This is a genomic window from Erwinia persicina NBRC 102418 (assembly GCF_001571305.1).
Lineage (GTDB): Bacteria > Pseudomonadota > Gammaproteobacteria > Enterobacterales > Enterobacteriaceae > Erwinia > Erwinia persicina.
Window position 1 is genome coordinate 99169 of sequence record NZ_BCTN01000002.1, and the last position, 17725, is coordinate 116893.

The window sequence follows — 17725 nt, forward strand, 5'->3', positions numbered from 1 at the left end:
GTTTACGCCGGATTCAGCACCCGACGCGTGCGGCCTGAGCTCAGATAATCCGCAATATAGTCCTGGGAAATCTCACCACTGTAGCGACCGTCCTCGTCGACAATCGGCATCCACACCATATTGTGTTCATACAGCTTGGAGAGCACCACGCGCAGGTTCTCTTCGGCTTTACCGGTGACGGTAAAGTGATGCAGCCTCTCGGCACAGAGGCCACTTGCACCGCGTGCCTCGCGCCGTTTAACAAAGCCCAGTGGTCGGCCATCCTCATCAACCACCGTAATCGAACGCAGGTCGTTATCGTCCATCACGCCGAAGGCTTCCGCCAGCGGAGTGGATTTCTGCACGGTATGGGTCGGCTGCTGGTCGGTGACATCGCCCGCCTGCACCAGTAACAGACGCTTCAGCGTACGGTCCTGACCGACGAACGATCCGACAAACTCATTGGCCGGCTTCGCCAGCAGTTCGTCCGGGCTGGCGCACTGCACAATTTTTCCCTGACCGAACACGGCAATACGGTCACCCAGTTTCAGCGCTTCATCAATATCATGGCTGACCAGCATCACGGTCTTTTTCAGCTGCCGCTGCATATCGAGAAACTCATTCTGGATCACCTCACGGTTAATCGGGTCGACGGCCCCGAACGGCTCATCCATCAGCAGCACCGGTGGATCCGCCGCCAGGGCACGAATAACGCCGATGCGCTGCTGCTGACCGCCCGACATCTCACGCGGATAGCGCTGCAGGAATTTATTCGCATCCAGCGCCATCATGCTCATCAGCTCGCTGGCACGCGCCTTACAGCGCTGCTTATCCCAGCCCAGCATACGGGGCACCACGGTGATATTCTCTTCAATGGTCATATTCGGGAACAGGCCAATCTGCTGGATTACGTAGCCTATATTGCGCCGCAGCGTGACGGTATCCAGCCCGCTGGTGTCTTCGCCGTTGATCAGAATTTTTCCACTGCTGGATGGGATCAACCGGTTGATCATTTTCAGGGTGGTCGTTTTACCGCAGCCGGAAGGGCCGAGCAGGACACACATCTCGCCTTCGGGTACATTGAGGCTGACGTTGTCGACGGCATTAAAGCTTTTACCGTTCTTCTGTGTGAAGGTTTTGGTGAGATTTTCCAGTTTTATCATTATCGGATCCCCTTAGGTGTCAGTGCTACCTGCAAACGGTGCAGCAGCCAGTCAAGCACGATCGCCAGTAAGCAGATCATTAATGCGCCAGCAATCAACATGCGGATATCACTTCCGCTAATGCCATCCAGCAGCAGCAGGCCAAGACCGCCTGCGCCAATCACCGCTGCAATGGCCATCACGCCGACGTTCATCACTACCGCCGTACGGATGCCGCCAAAAATCACCGGCAGGGCCATCGGAATTTCGACCCAGCGCAGACGCTGCCAGAAGGTCATACCAATCCCGCGTCCCGCTTCACGCAGGCCGTCAGGCAGATTTTCCAGTGCCGTATGGGTGTTGCGCACAATGGGTAACAGAGAATAGAGAAACACCGCCGTCACGGCGGGCAGGACGCCAATGCCCTGACCGATGAGTGAAAAAAGCGGGATCATCAGGCCAAACAGGGCGATAGAGGGAATGGTCAGCACAATAGTGGCCAGTCCGAGTACTGGCGTGGCCAGCCACTTAAAGCGCACAATCAGAATACCGAGCGGCACACCAATCACAATGGCGAAACCGACCGCCAGCGCCACCAGCCACAGGTGCTGAAAGGTGAGGGTGCCGAGATAGCCGGCATTATCAATCATGTAATGGATCGTCTCCATGAAGCCTCCTTACAGCATGTTATGGGATGTCAGGAAATCGCGGGCCACCTGCTGAGGCGACTGGTGATCGATATCCACACGCTTATTCATTTCGGTGATGGCTTCGTCGGTGATCAGTGGCGACAGCTTATTAAGCGCCGCTTCCAGACCCGGATGATCCCGCAGTGCTTTCTCGGTCACCACCGGTGTCACCGCATAGCTGGGGAAGAAACCCTTATCATCTTTCAGCACTTTCAGTTCGAAGCCCTTTACCCGACCGTCGGTGGTATACACCAGCCCGGCGTCGACAAAGCCGTCACGAATGGCGTTATACACCAGTCCCGGATCCATCTGACGGATCTGCGGGCGATCCAGCGGCATATTGTAGGCTTTCTGCAGGGGTTTAAGCCCATCGGAACGCCCGGCAAACTCCAGATCCAGCCCCAGCATCCAGTTGTGGTCAGGGTCGTCTTTACGCACCTGCTCGATTTTCGCCACCAGCTGCGACAGGGTCTCAATGTTTTCCGCTTTCGCCCGTTCGGCGGACATCGCAAAGGCGTAGGTATTATTCATCGGGGCAGGCTTCAGCCATACCAGCCCCAGCTTTGCATCCAGCTTTTTCACCGTCTGATAAGCTTCTTCAGACGACATGCGCTGGGTGATGTTATTGAAAATAATTAGTGAGGTACCGGTGTATTCCCAGGCCATATCCACCTGTTTATTGATCATCGCGTTACGGGCAATCACGGTAGCAATGTTGGTCTTGGGTTCGATATCAAAGCCCTGCTTGCGCAGATAAAGCGTGGTGAGCGCAGACAAAATATGCTGCTCGGTAAAACTCTTGGTGGTCATCACAATTGGCGCGGCAGCGGCCATACCGCTGAATGCCAGCGATGCCGCCAGAGCAAGCGCGCCCGCCCGAAGCCAGCGGGGGAAAAGGGGGGTACCAGCCATAGTCAGCTCCCTGTTATTTTTTTAAGCCGTATGCGGGCTGAGAAGACGGCCGAGACCGGCCAGTAACAAATCGAGGATCAGGGCAAAAAGCGCGGTCGCCGCCGCTCCCAGGATCAACGTGGGGAAATCATTGAGGTAGATACCGGGGAAAATCAATTCCCCGTAACTGCTGGCCCCAATCAGAAACGCCAGCGGTGCGGTGCCCACGTTGATCGCCATCGCCACGCGAATACCGGATAGCATCACCGGCATGGCGTTAGGGAGTTCGACCTGGCGCAGACGCTGTCCCCGGGTCATGCCGATACCGTCCGCCGCTTCCAGCAGAGGGGCCGGGACGGAACAGAGTCCCGCATAGGTATTACGCACGACAGGCAGCAGTGAGGCGAGGAACAGGGCAATGATTGCCGGGCGGTCACCGATACCGATGACCACCATTGCCAGCGCCAGCACGGCCAGCGGGGGGAGCGTGTTGCCGATGTTGAAGATCTGCATCACGTACTCTGCCCAACGGCGCGCGCCCGGACGGCTGAGGGCGATACCGCTGGGAATACCCACCAGAAGAGCAAACAGCATAGACCAGAACACCAGCGTCATATGCTGCTGCCCCAGATAGATCAAATCGACGCGCTTTGCCTTAATGGTTTCAATCCCCAGTCCCCAGACCAGCAGGGCGACGATCGCGGCAATAAACAGCGCCGCCAGTAAGGCACGCTGTAACAGCGTGGTATGTTGCATATCAGTGTTCTCCCTGGAACGCGGGTAAGCATTAAAAGTGTTGATCTCATGGGTGATTATCACTTTACCCGGTAAACTAACCCTAAAACCTATAGCAGCGGAACGGCAAATTTGGCAAATTTTTCGCTGAAAATCAGCAGGATACTTTTTGGCAAAATTCGGTTGTAGCCCTTGATAGCACTGGGAAAACTGACGATGAAAAAAATTCATCGTCAAAAAGTGACGCCGTCACAAAAAAAATAAGCACAATTCGGAAACTGTCGTGCGAAATATCATCCACACTTTCAGGCTCTACTTGAGAAAGGGACACCATGTCGGAATCAATTGCTACGCCCGTTAAGTCACGCCACTGGATACTGGTTGCCTCGATGCTGGCCATGTTTATGGCGGCGATTGAAGTGACCATCGTGGCCACCGCGATGCCGACCATCATTGCTGAGCTGGGCGGTTTCTCGCAGTTTGGCTGGGTTTTCTCTATCTATCTGCTGACGCAGGCGGTCAGCGTGCCGATTTACGGTCGACTGGCCGATCTCTGGGGCCGGAAGCGCATGTTCTTTATCGGTACCGGACTGTTCCTGGTCGGGTCGGTGCTGTGCGGCTTTGCCACCAATATGGGCTGGCTGATCCTGTTCCGCGCCTTTCAGGGGCTGGGGGCCGGAGCGATTATGCCGCTGACGTCTACCATCATCGCGGATGTCTATCCGCCGAAAGAGCGGGCAGGCGTACAGGGATGGCTGTCGAGCGTCTGGGGCGTTGCCGCCATCGTCGGGCCGCTGACTGGTGCCTGGCTGGTACAGCATTTTAACTGGGCGCTCATATTCTGGGTCAACGTGCCCATTGGCATCCTGTCAATGCTGCTGCTGGCGCGCTTTTTCCCGGAGTCAAAAGCGCGCAGCCCGCACCGGCTTAACCTGGCGGGCAGTGCATGGCTGATGCTTACCGTCAGTGCACTGCTGGTCGCTTTGTTACAGGCTGAAGCCCTTGGCACGACGCTGGTAGTGGGCCTGTTGCTACTGGCCGTACTGGCCGGCATGGCGCTGGTGCGACACGAACGCAGCGCCCGCGAACCGCTGTTCCCGGCGGCGATCTGGCGCAGCCGCACGCTGCTGGCCGGTAATGCCGGCAATCTGATGATTGGGGCCGCCATGATGGGCATCAGTGCCTTTCTGCCGACGTGGATCCAGGGGGTTAACGGCGGAACGCCGCTGCAGGCGGGGAGTGCGCTGGCAATGATGTCGATCGGCTGGCCGCTGGCCAGTACGCTCAGTGGCCGGCTGATGCAGCGCACCTCTTACCGTTTCACCGCGCTGCTGGGCTCGGTGCTGCTGATCGCCGGAACCGGTCTGCTGCTGACGCTGCATCGTGAAAGTCCGGTGTGGCACGCCGGGCTGTTTGCTTTTGTGATCGGAACGGGAATGGGCATGACCAGCACCACCTTCCTTATCGCCGTGCAAAACACCGCAGATTTCGCCATCCGCGGCATATGTACCGCGTCGATTATGTTCAGCCGGATGCTGGGGTCGGCGCTCGGCACCGCCGTCATGGGGGCGGTGCTGAACTACAATCTGCTGTTGCGCCTGCCTGACGACACCGATCCGGTACAGCAGGTGATGTCACATGGCCAGCGGCAGCAGATTGACCCGTCAACGCTGGCGGTCATGCTCAACGAGATCGCGCATTCTCTCCACTGGGTGTTTGCCGTTTCGGCCGTGATTGCAGGGATGAGTCTGATCATTTCGCGTTTTGTTCCGGCAGAGAAGCCGATCTGAGAAAGGACAGGGGGTGCGCCGGCTAACCGCTCACCCCGCTGGGATCATACGCTACTGCGCCGGGGCATCCTGAGAGGTGCCTGCGCTGGCAGGAACGCTGTTATCGGCATCGCTACCGTTGCGTTTATAAACAATTTTCTGCGTATCATTTTCGCAGTGACCGACGACCTGCCCACCGGCCTGTTCCGCCTGGTCGTTCGGCACTACGTCCAGCGTAAAGCCTGAGGCAGGAACCCCATTGTTAATAATTTTCTGATTAATATCCGCTTTCACCGTTTCGCACGAGGCTTGTACCGCCAGAGGTGCAGCAACGAGCAGTGCGGTTAACACCCAATTAATGCCTTTCATTTGTTCATCCTTTTTGCATGAAATCTGCGCTAACTATAGCAGGAAAGTCAGCTTATGGCGTAACGGCACGTCCGGTGCGGCGATCGAGGCAGCGCAGCGTATTGGGCTCCCAGTACGCGTTCAGGTTCATGCTTTTTTCACAGCCTTCCTGGGTATCAAAAGCCTGATCCACCCGGTCAAACTCTTTTTCCACGCGGTTATTCACTTTGCCACGCAGGCGATGGGTCGCATCCCACTGCTCTTTCTGTTCGCGGGCCTGCTCTTTAGTCAGCGCGTTATCACCATCCTGAATAATCAGGTGGTCAGTGCGCGCCTGGGCAGCGTGTTGAACGGAAAACAGCGCGGTCAGCAGCAGCAACGGCAACGAAGCCTTAGCCAGACGTTGTTTCAGCGTTTTCATCATGTTCGGTTCCTTATGGGTGAGCATTCAGCCACGTCATCTGCGACTGAGCAGATCATGTGTTGTAGTATATCACCAGCTTTCGGCCACCCACCAGTCGCGCGGTGTTACCGTTGAACATTGAGAGAGAAAAGTCCCTATGCTGACGACGACATTACTGTTCTTTGCCACGGCCCTGGCCGAAATTATTGGCTGCTTTCTGCCGTACCTGTGGCTTAAAAAGAACGCCTCTGCCTGGCTGCTGCTGCCTGCAGGATTCAGCCTGATGATTTTCGTCTGGCTACTGACCCTGCACCCGGCCGCCAGCGGCCGCGTGTATGCGGCCTACGGCGGCGTATACGTGGTGACCGCGCTGCTGTGGTTACGTATTGTTGATGGGGTAAAACTGAGTAGCACCGACTGGGTCGGTGCTGCCGTGGCGTTTTGCGGGATGCTGATTATTGTGGCCGGATGGGGACGGGCCTGAAAGCAGACCCGAAGAGGCTGAATTACGCTTTGTGTACGCGCAGACCCGCCTGGCTCTGACCGACCGGCATCATCTCCAGCGCGCTGATGTTGACATGTTTCGGCAGGGTGGCCACCCACCACACGGCCTCGGTCACATCTTCTGGCGTCAGCGGCTCGGTGCCGTCGTACACGCTGTCAGCACGGCTGTCATCGCCTTTAAAACGGACGTTCGAAAACTCCGTACCGCCAACCAGGCCCGGTTCAATGTCGGTCACTCGCAGGGCGGTGCCGTGCAGATCGGTGCGCAGGTTGAAACTGAACTGGCGAACAAACGCCTTAGTGGCACCATAAACATTGCCGCCCGGATACGGCCAGCTGCCGGCGATAGAACCAATATTAATAATATGCCCGACATTGCGCTCCACCATCGCAGGCAGCAGCGCGCGTGTCATATACACCAGGCCTTTGTTGTTGGTGTCGATCATATCTTCCCAGTCTTCCAGGCTGGCACGCTGCGCAGGTTCAATGCCCAGCGCCAGTCCGGCGTTGTTGACCAGAATATCGATGTTGCGCCATTCAGCAGGCAGTGAGGCCACAGCCGCGTCGATGCCCGCACGGTCGCGGACGTCCAGCACCAGCGTATAAATCCTGTCGCCAAATTCCTTTTTCAGGGCATCCAGACGTTCCTGACGGCGGCCGGTAGCAATGACCTGATGGCCCTGGCTGATAAAGCGGCGGGTAATGCTCTGACCAAATCCGGCGGTCGCCCCGGTAACAAATACAATCATCTCGCTGTTCCTTAACCCGTTTTAGATTTTTCCCACCTTATCATTTCAGGGCAGAGCTGATAAGGCGCTCATGATGATGACGAACAAGAAAAACTGCACCAACAGCGTGCAGCCGTGGTCTGGACTGCCTTATGGCAGTGCGCTACGGGCAGGCAGAATGCCCGGGCCGGGTCTTTTTGACTTCATAGCAATCGGTTGCCTTTTTAGCAACCGGTTGCGCAACCGTTTTACTGTTTTAAAAAACGTCGTTACCGACTATTTTCTTCGTAACTCACTGAATAAAAGAGTAAAAGTGAAAACTGGACGAATGGCATAACTCTTGCAAATCTTAAGCGATACGATCCCGCACTGCCGACCCGCATCGCGGCCTGCTTTTAAGGAACAGCTATGACACAGCACTATACCCAGGCCATTCGCGCCCGATTTTTTGATATCACCCGAACGGTGGATGAACCGCAGCAGTTGCCCGAGGCGGCACGCTATCTTGATAACGGCCTGCTACTGCTGGACGGCGGTACGGTCGTCGGGTTGTGGGACTGGGAGGAGGGCCGTCATCTGCTACAGGACGGCAGGACATTGCTGGACTGCCGTGACCGGCTGATTGTGCCGGGCTTTGTCGACACGCACATCCATTATCCGCAAACCGAAATGATCGGTGCCTTTGGCGAACAGTTGCTGGAGTGGCTGGATCAGTACACCTTCCCGGTGGAAAGCCAGTATCACTGTCCGCAGCACGCCGCCCGCATGTCAGACTTCTTTCTGCAGCAGCTACTGAGTAACGGCACCACGACCGCACTGGTCTTTGGCACCGTCCATCCGCAGTCTGTCGACGCCCTGTTTACCGCCGCATCGGCGCTGGAAATGCGGCTGATTGCCGGGAAAGTGATGATGGATCGCAATGGCCCGGATGCCCTGATGGAAACGCCGGAGCAGAGCTACCGGCAGACCCGGGAACTGATTGAGCGCTGGCACCGCCACGGACGTTTAGGCTATGCACTGACGCCGCGTTTTGCTCCGACGTCCTCACCGGCCCTGCTGGCCAAAGTGCAGCAGCTTCGCCAGGAATTCCCGGACACCTGGCTGCATACGCATCTCAGCGAAAATCCCCAGGAGGTGGCGTGGGTAAAAACCCTGTTTCCCGACAACAGCAGTTACCTGGATGTGTATCATCAGTATCAGCTGACCGGAGACCGCAGCGTGTTCGCCCACTGCCTGCATCTGGATGACAGCGAGTGGGACTGTCTGCACCAGACCGGATCGGCGGTGGCTTTCTGTCCGACGTCGAACCTGTTTCTCGGCAGCGGCCTGTTCGACCTGAATACCTGCTGGCATAAAGGGGTCAAAATGGGGATCGGCACCGACGTCGGGGCAGGTACGACGTTTAATCTGCTGCAGACAATGGGCGAGGCGTACAAAGTGGGCCAGCTTCAGCGCTATAAGCTCTCCGCGTGTGAGGCGTTTTACCATGCCACGCTGGGGGGGGCGAGAGCCCTGGATCTGGATAGAAAGATTGGTAATTTCATGCCGGGTAAAGAGGCGGATTTTGTGATGCTCGATCCGGCGGTCTCGCCGCTGCAGCAGATGCGTCACGCCAACAGCCGCGATATCTGGGAGCAACTGTTTGTGCTGATGACCCTGGGCGATGATCGCAATATTGCCGCCACCTGGGTCAACGGTCGCTGCGTATGGCAGCGTGACGAAAAGGAGCAGGCCGCATGATCCAGTTCTTACTTAACCAGCGCCTGGTCAGCGAGCACGATATCGACCCGAATACGACGGTGCTGAACTATCTGCGTCAGCATCAGCGACGCTGTGGCACGAAAGAGGGCTGTGCCTCCGGCGACTGCGGAGCCTGCACCGTGACGCTGGGTCACGTGGAGGCGGGGCAGATGCGCTACCAGACGGTTAACAGCTGCCTGACTTTTGTCAGCCATTTGCAGGGAAAGCAGCTAATCAGCGTGGAAGATCTGCGCCAGCCGGCGGGGCTGCACAGCGCACAGCAGGCGATGGTGGACTGCCATGCCTCACAGTGTGGCTTCTGTACTCCCGGATTCGTGATGTCGATTTTTACCCTGCAAAAAAACGGCGGCGGGGCGGAACCCCGTCAAATCGAGCAGGCACTGGCCGGTAACCTCTGTCGCTGTACCGGCTATCGGCCGATTGTCGACGCCGCCCGTCAGGCCTGCGCTGCAGCGGGGACGGACAGTTTTCAGCAGCAGGAGGCGGCCACCGTGGCGCAACTGCTGCAACTGCAGACCCCGGAGATGCAGGAACTCCGCTGGCAGGGCAATCGCTGCCTGCTGCCGAAAACCATCAAACAGCTCAGTGAGGCGTTGCTCGCGCACCCCGGGGCTACGCTGCTGGCTGGCGGCACCGACCTCGCGCTGCAGGTTACACAACGCGGCGAAACCCTGCCGCTGTTGATCGCTGTTGACCAGATCGCTGAACTGAAGCAGTGCGTCATCCATGATGACGAGAGGGTAATCGGCGCGGGGGTGTCCCTGAGCGCATGCTGGCAGTGGCTGGGCGAAGCGATCCCGGCGCTGACGCAGATCCTGGCGCGGTTTGCCTCGCAGCAGATCCGTAACCTCGGCACGCTGGGGGGCAACATCGGTAACGCCTCCCCGATTGGTGATATGCCGCCGATGCTGCTGGCGCTGGATGCCTCCCTGATCCTGCAGCAGGGCGACCAGCAGCGTCGCCTGCCGCTGGCGGATTTTTTCCTCAGCTACCGCAAAACGGCACTGCGTGAGGGCGAGTTTATCCGGGCGGTGGTGATCCCCCATAGCGCAACGGAAGAGCATTTCCGCGCCTGGAAGGTATCAAAACGACGGGAGGATGATATCTCAGCGGTCTTTGCCGCCTTTACGCTGGCCACCGATGACAGCGGCTGTGTGAGCCGCGTGCGTATCGCTTTTGGCGGTATGGCGGAAACTCCCCGGCGCGCCTTTCACTGTGAACAGCAACTGCTGGGGCAGCCGCTGACCGCCGCGACGGTTGAGAACGCCTGCCGCGCCCTGTCAGAGGATTTCCAGCCCCTGAGTGATTTTCGCGCCAGTGCAGCCTATCGACTGCAGCTGGCAAAAAACCTGCTGCGGCGTTATCACGCCTCACTGAGCGGTGAACTGATCCTGACGGAGGTCTCTGACTATGTCCCATAAACCCCCGGCCGTCATGCCGGACGCACTGGCGCACCAGTTTCACCAGCACGCTCACGACGGCGTGGGCAAAAGTCTCCGTCACGACAGCGCTGCGATGCACGTTAGCGGCGAGGCCCGCTATATTGATGACCGTTTTGAGATGCCGGGGATGCTGCACCTCTGGCCCCGGCTCAGCGAACATGCCCATGCGCGCATTCTCAGCATTGACGTTGCGCCCTGTTATCGCGTTCCGGGCGTGGTTCAGGTGCTGACCTGGCAGGACGTGCCCGGCGAGCTGGATATCGGGCCGCTGGAACCTGGCGATCCGCTGATGGCAAAAGAGATCGTGGAATACGTCGGGCAGATGGTGCTGGTGGTGGCGGCAGAGAGTGAACAGGCGGCCCGTAAGGCCGCCGCACTGGCAGTGATAACCTTTCAGCCGCTGACCCCGATCCTGGATGTGGAGCAGGCTCTGGCTCAGGGCAGCTTTGTTCAGCAGCCGCACGTGCACCAGCGTGGAGATGTGGATGCGGCGTTAAACAGGGCACGGCACCGCCTGCGCGGGCAGTTTCATATCGGCGGTCAGGAACACTTCTATCTGGAAACACAGGTGGCGCTGGTGGTGCCGGGAGAGGATCGCGTTCTCCAGGTATACTCGTCCACGCAAAATCCGACCGAGGTGCAAAAGCTGGTGGCGTCGGTGATGGGCCTGACGATGAACAAGGTCACCATTGATATGCGCCGTATGGGCGGAGGATTTGGCGGTAAAGAAACCCAGGCGGCAGGGGTTGCCTGTCTGTGCGCACTGGCGGCACGCCTGACCGGCCGCCCGGCTAAAATGCGTCTGTCACGGCGCGATGACATGCTGACCACCGGTAAGCGGCATCCCTTTTTTGTCCGTTATGACGTCGGCGTGGATGACGACGGACGTTTTAGCGGGGTCAGGATTGACCTGGCGGGTAACTGCGGCTATTCACTGGATCTTTCCGGATCGATTGTCGATCGCGCGATGTTCCACGCCGATAATGCCTATTATCTTGGTGATGCGCTGATCACGGGCTACCGCTGTCGCACCAATACGGCCTCCAATACTGCCTATCGCGGCTTTGGTGGTCCGCAGGGCATGGTGGCGATAGAGCAGATTATGGATCATATCGCCCGCGAACTGGGCCTTGACCCGCTGACGGTGCGCAAACGTAATTACTACGGCAAAGAGACGCGCAACGTCACCCATTATCATCAGAGGGTACAGGTTAACCTGCTGGATGAGATGACCGCACAGCTTGAGCAGAGCGCAGACTATGCCGCACGACGGGCGGAGATCACCGCGTTTAACGCGGCCAGCCCGGTAATGAAACGCGGCCTGGCACTGACCCCGGTAAAATTTGGCATCTCTTTTACCTCCAGTTTTCTCAACCAGGCGGGCGCGCTGATCCTGATTTACACCGATGGCACGGTACAGTTAAACCACGGTGGTACGGAGATGGGCCAGGGGCTGAATACCAAAGTGGCGCAGATTGTGGCGGAAGTGCTGCAAATTGACATCGGCAGTATTCAGATCACCGCCACTGATACCGGCAAAGTGCCCAATACGTCTCCGACGGCGGCCTCCAGCGGCACCGATCTCAACGGTAAAGCGGCACAGAACGCGGCAGAGATCCTGCGCGACCGTCTGGTCGCGATGCTGTGCAGGCTGCACGGCTGCGAAGCGGAACAGGTTCGCTTCAGCAACGGGGTGATACAGGCTGGCGAAAACTATTTCAGCTTTGCGGAGGTGGCGCAGCTGGCCTGGCTGAATCAGGTACCGCTGTCGGCCACCGGATATTACCGCGTGCCGGGCATCCACTATGACCGCCTGGCCGGTCGCGGCGAACCGTTCTATTACTTTGCCTTTGGCGCGGCCTGCGCGGAGGTGCTGATCGACAGCCTGACCGGCGAGTATCGCCTGCTGCGCGCGGACATCCTGCACGACGTCGGCGCGTCTCTCAACCCGGCGATTGATACCGGACAGGTGGAGGGGGGCTTTGTGCAGGGCATGGGCTGGCTGACCACGGAAGAACTGGTATGGAATGGTCAGGGACGGCTGCTGACCGACGGCCCGGCCAGCTATAAAATCCCGGCCATTGGGGATGTGCCGCACGATCTGCGGGTCACGCTGGTCGAAAATCGAAAAAATCCAAAGGACACGGTGTTCCATTCCAAGGCGGTGGGTGAACCACCATTTATGCTGGGCATTTCAGTCTGGTGTGCGTTACAGGATGCGGTGGCCAGCGTTGGCGGCTATCGTCAGCACCCGCTGCTGGATGCGCCCGCTACGCCGGAGCGGGTGTTCTGGGGCGCAGAGAAACAGCGTGCGGGAGGCGGTCATGCGTAGCGATGACTGGATCACTATTCTGGCCAACCTGCGCGATCGTGGCGAGCCCTGCGTGCTGCTGACGGTGCTGGACGATCGCGGATCCGTGCCGCGCGATCGCGGCAGCAAGATGGTGGTGGCGGCCACTACGACCTGGCTGACCATCGGCGGCGGCCATCTGGAGCATCAGTCGGTGGCCATTGCGCGCGACATGTTACTTAACGGTGAGTCACAGACGCGCAGCGAACAGTTCAACCTGGGTGCCCGCCTCGGGCAGTGCTGCGGCGGGGTGTGCAGCGTCCTGTTCGAACCACTAATCCAGCCGCAGCCCCAGATCGCTGTCTTTGGTGCCGGACATGTCGGCCAGGCGCTGGTGAACATTCTGGCTACGTTACCCTGTCACATATCCTGGGTCGATGAGCGGGCGGAACAGTTTTCACATGTGCCTCCAGGCGTCACTGTCTGCTGCCTGGAGGATCCGACAGACCAGGTGAGGCAGATGCCGGCAGGCAGTTACTATGTGGTGATGACGCATCACCATCCGCGTGACCAGCAGCTGTGCGAGGCCATTCTGCGCCGTGACGATGCGGTTTATGTCGGCATGATCGGTTCGGCGACCAAGCGCCAGCGCTTTGAATACCGTCTGGAGGGGAAAGGCTTCAGCCGCGGGCAGATGGATCGCCTGCACTGCCCGATTGGTCTGGCGGAAGTGAAGGGCAAGCTGCCCGCTGAAATCGCCGTCGCGGTCGCCGGGGAGATCGTGGCCTGTTATCAACGGCGGCAATGATTTTGCACGACCGTGCTCTGACGATTATGCTGAGAGTTCAGCTACATGGAATGGGAGCAAAGAAATGAGGATCGCACCGTTAGTCTGGGCTATCAGTCTGGCCCTGACCGCCAGCGCACAAACCGCGCTGGCGGCAGAGTCGCAAAAGGAGAGTCGCCACATGGCATCGCAGCAGAGTAATCCCTTCAGTCACGCCAGTTCACTGCCTTTCCAGGCTCCGCCTTTCGACCGTATCTCTGCCGGGGATTATCGTCCGGCACTGATGGCGGCCATGGCGCAGAAGCGAGAAGAAATTGCCCGCATCGCGGATAACCCCGCCGCGCCGACTTTTGAAAACACCTTCCAGGCGCTGGAGCAGAGCGGACAGAGCCTGCGGCGGGTGAATAACGTCTTCAGCGCCATGACCGCGGCCAACACCAGCGATGAACTGCAGGCGCTGGATGAGGAGATGTCACCGAAGCTGGCCGCGCTGGACGATGATATTAAACTGAACGGCAGGCTGTTTGCCCGGCTGGATAAGGTGTATCAGCAGCGTCAGCAGTCAGGCCTCGACGCGGAATCGCTGCGCCTGGTGGAAGTGACCTGGCAGGCGTTTGTCCTCGACGGTGCGCGCCTGAGTGAGACAGAGAAAACCGAGCTGAAAGCCCTGAACCAGGAGTCAGCCACGCTCGGCACCCGCTTTACCAATCGCCTGCTGGCCGCCACCAAAGCCGGCGGCGTGCTGTTTACCGATGCGCAGTCACTGGCCGGTTTGAGCGAAGCGGATATCGCCGCCGCTGCCGGGGCGGCCGAGGCTCGCGGCCTGAAAAATCAGTGGCTGCTGGCCTTGCAGAACACCACCCAGCAACCCGATCTGCAGACAATGAGCGACCGCAGCGCGCGTGAAAAACTGTTTACCGCCAGCTGGACCCGTGCTGAAAAAGGGGACGGTAATGATACCCGGGAACTGATTGCGCGACTGGCGCAGGTGCGCGCAAAGCAGGCAAAACTGCTGGGCTTTGACAGTTACGCCGCCTGGAAATTGCAGGATCAGATGGCGAAAACCCCCGAGGCCGCCCTTGATTTTATGCGCCAGATTGTACCGGCGGCTACCGCCCGGGCAGAGCGTGAAGCGGGGGATATTCAGGGGGTAATTGATCAGCAGAAGGGCGGGTTTACGCTGCAACCCTGGGACTGGCTTTTCTATGCTGAACAGGTGCGACGGGCGAAGTACGATCTGGATGAATCGCAGATCAAACCCTTCTTTGAGCTGAATAACGTGCTGGAAAACGGCGTGTTTTATGCGGCTACACAGCTGTACGGCATTACCTTTAAACCGCGGCCGGATCTGCCGGTATATCACCCGGATGTGAAGGTGTATGAAGTGCTGGATAAGGACGGCAGCCCGCTGGCGCTGTTCTACGCCGACTGGTTTAAGCGTGATAACAAAGGTGGCGGAGCCTGGATGGGCAACTTTGTTGAGCAGTCAACGCTGCTGGGCACCCGGCCGGTGATCTACAACGTGGCCAACTTCAGCAAACCCGTCGCCGGGCAGCCTGCGCTGCTCTCCTGGGACGATGTGATCACCATGTTCCATGAGTTCGGCCATGCGCTGCACGGTATGTTCGCCGACCAGCGCTATCCCAGTCTCTCCGGCACCGAAACCCCACGCGACTTTGTCGAATTCCCGTCACAGTTTAACGAGCACTGGGCCAGTTATCCTCAGGTGTTCAACCATTTTGCCCGTCATTACCAGAGCGGGGAGCCGATGCCTGCGGCACTGCGCGATAAAATGCTGCGTGCCAGCACCTTTAACAAAGGCTATGACATGAGCGAACTGCTGGCGGCAGCACTGCTCGATATGCACTGGCACAGCCTGCGCGAGGAAGAGCCGCTGCAGCAGGTGGATGCCTTTGAGCAGAGCGCGCTGGAAAAAGAGCACATCCGTCTGGCGGCCGTACCGCCGCGCTACCGCTCCAGCTATTTCCAGCATATCTGGGGGAACGGCTATGCCGCCGGGTATTACGCCTATCTGTGGACCGAGATGCTGGCTGACGACGGCTTTACCTGGTTTGAGGAGCACGGCGGCCTGACGCGGGAAAACGGTCAGCGTTTTCGTGATAATATTCTGTCGCGCGGTAACAGTGAAGATCTGCAGCAGCTCTATCACGACTGGCGCGGTCACGACCCGGTGATTGAACCGATGCTGCACAACCGTGGCCTGAAATAAATTTTTCGCTGAAAGGAATTCTATGACGATTTTACTGCAACGCCGCCAGCTTCTGGTGGCGGGCGCGGCGCTGGCGCTGACCGCCTCGCTGACACCACTGAACGTATTTGCAGCAGGTGACTCGCTGCAGCGGCAGCTTGCCGCACTGGAAACGGAGGTGAATGGCCGTATCGGGCTGTCTCTGATCGACAGCGCCAGCCAGCAGGCGTGGAGCTATCGCGGTGACGAACGCTTTCCGCTGTGCAGCACCTTTAAACTGCTGCTGGTGGCTGCCGTTTTAAAACGCAGCGAGTCACAGCCCGCCCTGATGCAACAAACCCTGCACTGGACACCTGCGGATCACCTGAGCTATATGCCGGTAACGGCGAAGCATCCGCAGGGGATGACCGTCAGCGATCTGTGTGCAGCCGCGCTGCAGTACAGTGATAACCTGGCGGCCAACGTACTGTTGACACTGCTGGGGGGACCCGCGTCGGTGACCCGGCTGGCCCGCTCTTTAGGTGACAGTGTCACGCAGCTCGATCGTAATGAACCGACACTGAATACCGCGATCCCGGGCGATCCGCGTGACACCACCACGCCGCTGCACATGTCGCACAGCGTGCAGCAGTTGCTGGTGAAGTCGGGATTACAGACAGCACAGCAGCAGCAGCTGATCGCCTGGCTGAAGGGGAACACCACAGGGAAAAACGCCATTGCCGCAGCGCTGCCTGCGGGCTGGGAAATCGGGGATAAGACCGGCAGCGGGGGCTATGGCACAACCAACGATGTCGCCATCCTCTGGCCTCCGGGCAAGGCTCCGCTGATCCTGGCCATCTATTTTACCCAGCATGCCCCGGAGGCGAAGAGTCGTCAGGACGTGCTGGCGAAAGCGGCCGCCATTGCACTGAAATCTGTTATCTGATCGATAAGGGTCGCTCGCTTCAGCCGGACGGCCCGCCATCAGTGTGATTTATCCAGTGACCAGGTCGCTGAACTGACATTCACTTTCACAGGCAGCAGCCCAATCTGGGTAAATTTATCGGCCAGTGCCTGCTGCTGCTTGAATACTTCCGGCGTCATCCGCTCCGCACCATAGGGCATTCTGGCCAGCGCCCGCTGCCAGATGGGCTGTGGCAGGCCGGTGGATGCAGACAGGATCCCGGCCGCCTGCGCCGGGTGAGTATTGGCCCAGTCGCTCAGGGTACCCAACTCATCCACCACCTGCTTTGCCGTCTGCGGCCAGCTGTCGGCAAACTTGCGGCTGGCAAGATAGAACGTGTAGTGCGGTACCAGGCCTTCCGCATTCCTGACCAGGCGCGCGCTGGCGCGAGTTTCCACCTCGGCGTAATACGGGTCCCAGATCACCCACGCATCCACCGCACCGCGCTGAAACGCCGCGCGGGCATCCGCCGGCGGAAGGTATACCGGCGTAATATCCCTGTAGCTCAGTCCGACATCTTCCAGCGCGCTGACCAGCAGGTAGTTCACGTCAGAACCTTTATTCAGCGCTACGCGCTTCCCTTTCAGGTCGGCCACGGTTTTAACGGGCGAGTTTTCCGGCACCACAATGGCCTCAGTCTTCGGGTTGGCCGGGGAGTGTGCCAGATAGACCAGATCAGCCTGTGCGGCCTGGGCAAAGACCGGCGGCGCATCTCCGGTCGCCGCCAGATCGATGCTACCCACATTCAGGCCCTCCAGCATTTGTGGCCCGGCGGGAAATTCTACCCAGCGCACAGCGATACCCTGTTTTTTAAACTTTTCGTCCAGGGTGCCACGGTATTTCAGCAGGGCGAAAATATTGGCCTTTTGATAGCCGATGTTAATGGTTTTTGGCACAGATTCTGCGGCCACAGCCGACAGGGTGGTCGTAGTAACGATGGCGGCGATCAGACCGCTTAAGCGTGCTTTTTTCATGTTATTTCCCGGGAGATAAGAGCGATGGGAAAACATAACAAAATGCCCGGAAGAGGCTTAACGAGGAGTTCTGATAACGATATGCGCAGAGCGGATAACGCGCTTGTCTGTCGCACGGAGTGAGGAAAGCC

17 protein-coding genes are annotated in these 17725 nt (G+C 58.6%); 9 read left to right on the plus strand and 8 right to left on the minus strand.

Going from position 1 to position 17725, the window contains the following annotated elements:
• Positions 1-2: 2 nt before the first annotated feature.
• From osmV to EPE01S_RS03405, 4 genes are read right to left on the minus strand one after another with little or no spacing between them, the layout of a single operon-like run.
• Entirely contained in the window at positions 3-1142 is a 1140-nt protein-coding gene (osmV, locus tag EPE01S_RS03390) for an osmoprotectant ABC transporter ATP-binding protein OsmV (protein WP_062743191.1), read from the minus strand.
• A complete protein-coding gene (gene osmW, locus EPE01S_RS03395) occupies positions 1142-1789 on the minus strand; it encodes an osmoprotectant ABC transporter permease OsmW (RefSeq protein WP_062743192.1) in 648 nt (215 codons plus the stop codon). The genes osmV and osmW overlap by 1 nt, the downstream gene beginning before the upstream one ends.
• A 9-nt stretch (positions 1790-1798) precedes the next feature.
• Positions 1799-2722: a glycine betaine ABC transporter substrate-binding protein gene (locus tag EPE01S_RS03400; RefSeq protein WP_062743193.1), complete on the minus strand. Its 924-nt coding sequence runs from the start codon at positions 2720-2722 to the stop codon at positions 1799-1801.
• Between the two features lie 21 nt (positions 2723-2743).
• Positions 2744-3457, minus strand: coding sequence for an ABC transporter permease (locus EPE01S_RS03405; protein ID WP_062743194.1), 714 nt, complete (start codon positions 3455-3457; stop codon positions 2744-2746).
• 311 nt (positions 3458-3768) lie between these two features.
• Between EPE01S_RS03405 and EPE01S_RS03410 the strand changes: the two genes are divergently transcribed.
• A complete protein-coding gene (locus tag EPE01S_RS03410; protein WP_062743195.1) occupies positions 3769-5226 on the plus strand; it encodes an MDR family MFS transporter in 1458 nt (485 codons plus the stop codon).
• A gap of 51 nt (positions 5227-5277) precedes the next feature.
• Here EPE01S_RS03410 and EPE01S_RS03415 read toward each other — a convergent pair whose 3' ends face one another.
• Both EPE01S_RS03415 and EPE01S_RS03420 read right to left on the minus strand, forming a co-directional pair.
• Positions 5278-5574: a DUF1161 domain-containing protein gene (locus tag EPE01S_RS03415; RefSeq protein WP_062743196.1), complete on the minus strand. Its 297-nt coding sequence runs from the start codon at positions 5572-5574 to the stop codon at positions 5278-5280.
• Between the two features lie 52 nt (positions 5575-5626).
• Positions 5627-5974: a DUF1283 family protein gene (locus EPE01S_RS03420; protein ID WP_062743420.1), complete on the minus strand. Its 348-nt coding sequence runs from the start codon at positions 5972-5974 to the stop codon at positions 5627-5629.
• 139 nt (positions 5975-6113) lie between these two features.
• Between EPE01S_RS03420 and EPE01S_RS03425 the strand changes: the two genes are divergently transcribed.
• Complete coding sequence (locus EPE01S_RS03425; protein ID WP_062743197.1) at positions 6114-6440, plus strand: YnfA family protein; 327 nt, start codon at positions 6114-6116, stop codon at positions 6438-6440.
• A gap of 22 nt (positions 6441-6462) precedes the next feature.
• Here EPE01S_RS03425 and ydfG read toward each other — a convergent pair whose 3' ends face one another.
• A complete protein-coding gene (ydfG, locus tag EPE01S_RS03430) occupies positions 6463-7209 on the minus strand; it encodes a bifunctional NADP-dependent 3-hydroxy acid dehydrogenase/3-hydroxypropionate dehydrogenase YdfG (protein ID WP_062743198.1) in 747 nt (248 codons plus the stop codon).
• Positions 7210-7279: 70 nt separating this feature from the next.
• Here ydfG and EPE01S_RS23350 point away from each other — a divergent pair, with 70 nt between their 5' ends.
• The 7 genes from EPE01S_RS23350 (at position 7280) to EPE01S_RS03460 (ending at position 16602) form a co-directional block, all read left to right on the plus strand.
• Positions 7280-7525 carry a hypothetical protein gene (locus tag EPE01S_RS23350; RefSeq protein ID WP_137269373.1) on the plus strand — a complete coding sequence of 82 codons (246 nt, stop codon included), beginning with the start codon at positions 7280-7282 and terminating at the stop codon, positions 7523-7525.
• Between the two features lie 71 nt (positions 7526-7596).
• Entirely contained in the window at positions 7597-8928 is a 1332-nt protein-coding gene (gene guaD / locus EPE01S_RS03435) for a guanine deaminase (RefSeq protein WP_062743199.1), read from the plus strand.
• On the plus strand, positions 8925-10370 hold the full coding sequence (gene xdhA / locus EPE01S_RS03440; RefSeq protein ID WP_062743200.1) for a xanthine dehydrogenase small subunit: 1446 nt from the start codon (positions 8925-8927) through the stop codon (positions 10368-10370). Before guaD ends, xdhA begins: the two co-directional genes overlap by 4 nt.
• Positions 10360-12723 (plus strand): xanthine dehydrogenase molybdopterin binding subunit, encoded by a 2364-nt coding sequence (gene xdhB / locus EPE01S_RS03445; protein ID WP_062743201.1) that lies wholly within the window; start codon positions 10360-10362, stop codon positions 12721-12723. The genes xdhA and xdhB overlap by 11 nt, the downstream gene beginning before the upstream one ends.
• Entirely contained in the window at positions 12716-13489 is a 774-nt protein-coding gene (gene xdhC / locus EPE01S_RS03450; RefSeq protein ID WP_062743202.1) for a xanthine dehydrogenase accessory protein XdhC, read from the plus strand. Before xdhB ends, xdhC begins: the two co-directional genes overlap by 8 nt.
• Before the next feature lie 64 nt (positions 13490-13553).
• Positions 13554-15698 (plus strand): peptidyl-dipeptidase Dcp, encoded by a 2145-nt coding sequence (dcp, locus tag EPE01S_RS03455; protein ID WP_062743203.1) that lies wholly within the window; start codon positions 13554-13556, stop codon positions 15696-15698.
• 22 nt (positions 15699-15720) lie between these two features.
• Entirely contained in the window at positions 15721-16602 is an 882-nt protein-coding gene (locus EPE01S_RS03460; protein WP_062743204.1) for an extended-spectrum class A beta-lactamase ERP-1, read from the plus strand.
• Between the two features lie 38 nt (positions 16603-16640).
• On the opposite strand, the gene EPE01S_RS03465 is transcribed toward EPE01S_RS03460, so the two are convergent.
• Complete coding sequence (locus EPE01S_RS03465; RefSeq protein WP_062743205.1) at positions 16641-17594, minus strand: sulfonate ABC transporter substrate-binding protein; 954 nt, start codon at positions 17592-17594, stop codon at positions 16641-16643.
• Between the last annotated feature and the right edge of the window lie 131 nt (positions 17595-17725).

Bases quoted from the DNA above. Each gene is read 5' to 3' on its own strand.
- EPE01S_RS03410 (WP_062743195.1), top strand. From the start codon at position 3,769: ATGTCGGAATCAATTGCTACGCCCGTTAAGTCACGCCACTGGATACTG.
- EPE01S_RS03460 (WP_062743204.1), top strand. From the start codon at position 15,721: ATGACGATTTTACTGCAACGCCGCCAGCTTCTGGTGGCGGGCGCGGCG.
- ydfG (WP_062743198.1), bottom strand. From the start codon at position 7,209: ATGATTGTATTTGTTACCGGGGCGACCGCCGGATTTGGTCAGAGCATT.
- EPE01S_RS03465 (WP_062743205.1), bottom strand. From the start codon at position 17,594: ATGAAAAAAGCACGCTTAAGCGGTCTGATCGCCGCCATCGTTACTACG.
- osmV (WP_062743191.1), bottom strand. From the start codon at position 1,142: ATGATAAAACTGGAAAATCTCACCAAAACCTTCACACAGAAGAACGGT.
- xdhC (WP_062743202.1), top strand. From the start codon at position 12,716: ATGCGTAGCGATGACTGGATCACTATTCTGGCCAACCTGCGCGATCGT.
- EPE01S_RS03425 (WP_062743197.1), top strand. From the start codon at position 6,114: ATGCTGACGACGACATTACTGTTCTTTGCCACGGCCCTGGCCGAAATT.
- EPE01S_RS23350 (WP_137269373.1), top strand. From the start codon at position 7,280: ATGATGATGACGAACAAGAAAAACTGCACCAACAGCGTGCAGCCGTGG.
- xdhB (WP_062743201.1), top strand. From the start codon at position 10,360: ATGTCCCATAAACCCCCGGCCGTCATGCCGGACGCACTGGCGCACCAG.
- EPE01S_RS03405 (WP_062743194.1), bottom strand. From the start codon at position 3,457: ATGCAACATACCACGCTGTTACAGCGTGCCTTACTGGCGGCGCTGTTT.
- EPE01S_RS03415 (WP_062743196.1), bottom strand. From the start codon at position 5,574: ATGAAAGGCATTAATTGGGTGTTAACCGCACTGCTCGTTGCTGCACCT.
- osmW (WP_062743192.1), bottom strand. From the start codon at position 1,789: ATGGAGACGATCCATTACATGATTGATAATGCCGGCTATCTCGGCACC.
- xdhA (WP_062743200.1), top strand. From the start codon at position 8,925: ATGATCCAGTTCTTACTTAACCAGCGCCTGGTCAGCGAGCACGATATC.
- EPE01S_RS03420 (WP_062743420.1), bottom strand. From the start codon at position 5,974: ATGAAAACGCTGAAACAACGTCTGGCTAAGGCTTCGTTGCCGTTGCTG.
- dcp (WP_062743203.1), top strand. From the start codon at position 13,554: ATGAGGATCGCACCGTTAGTCTGGGCTATCAGTCTGGCCCTGACCGCC.
- guaD (WP_062743199.1), top strand. From the start codon at position 7,597: ATGACACAGCACTATACCCAGGCCATTCGCGCCCGATTTTTTGATATC.
- EPE01S_RS03400 (WP_062743193.1), bottom strand. From the start codon at position 2,722: ATGGCTGGTACCCCCCTTTTCCCCCGCTGGCTTCGGGCGGGCGCGCTT.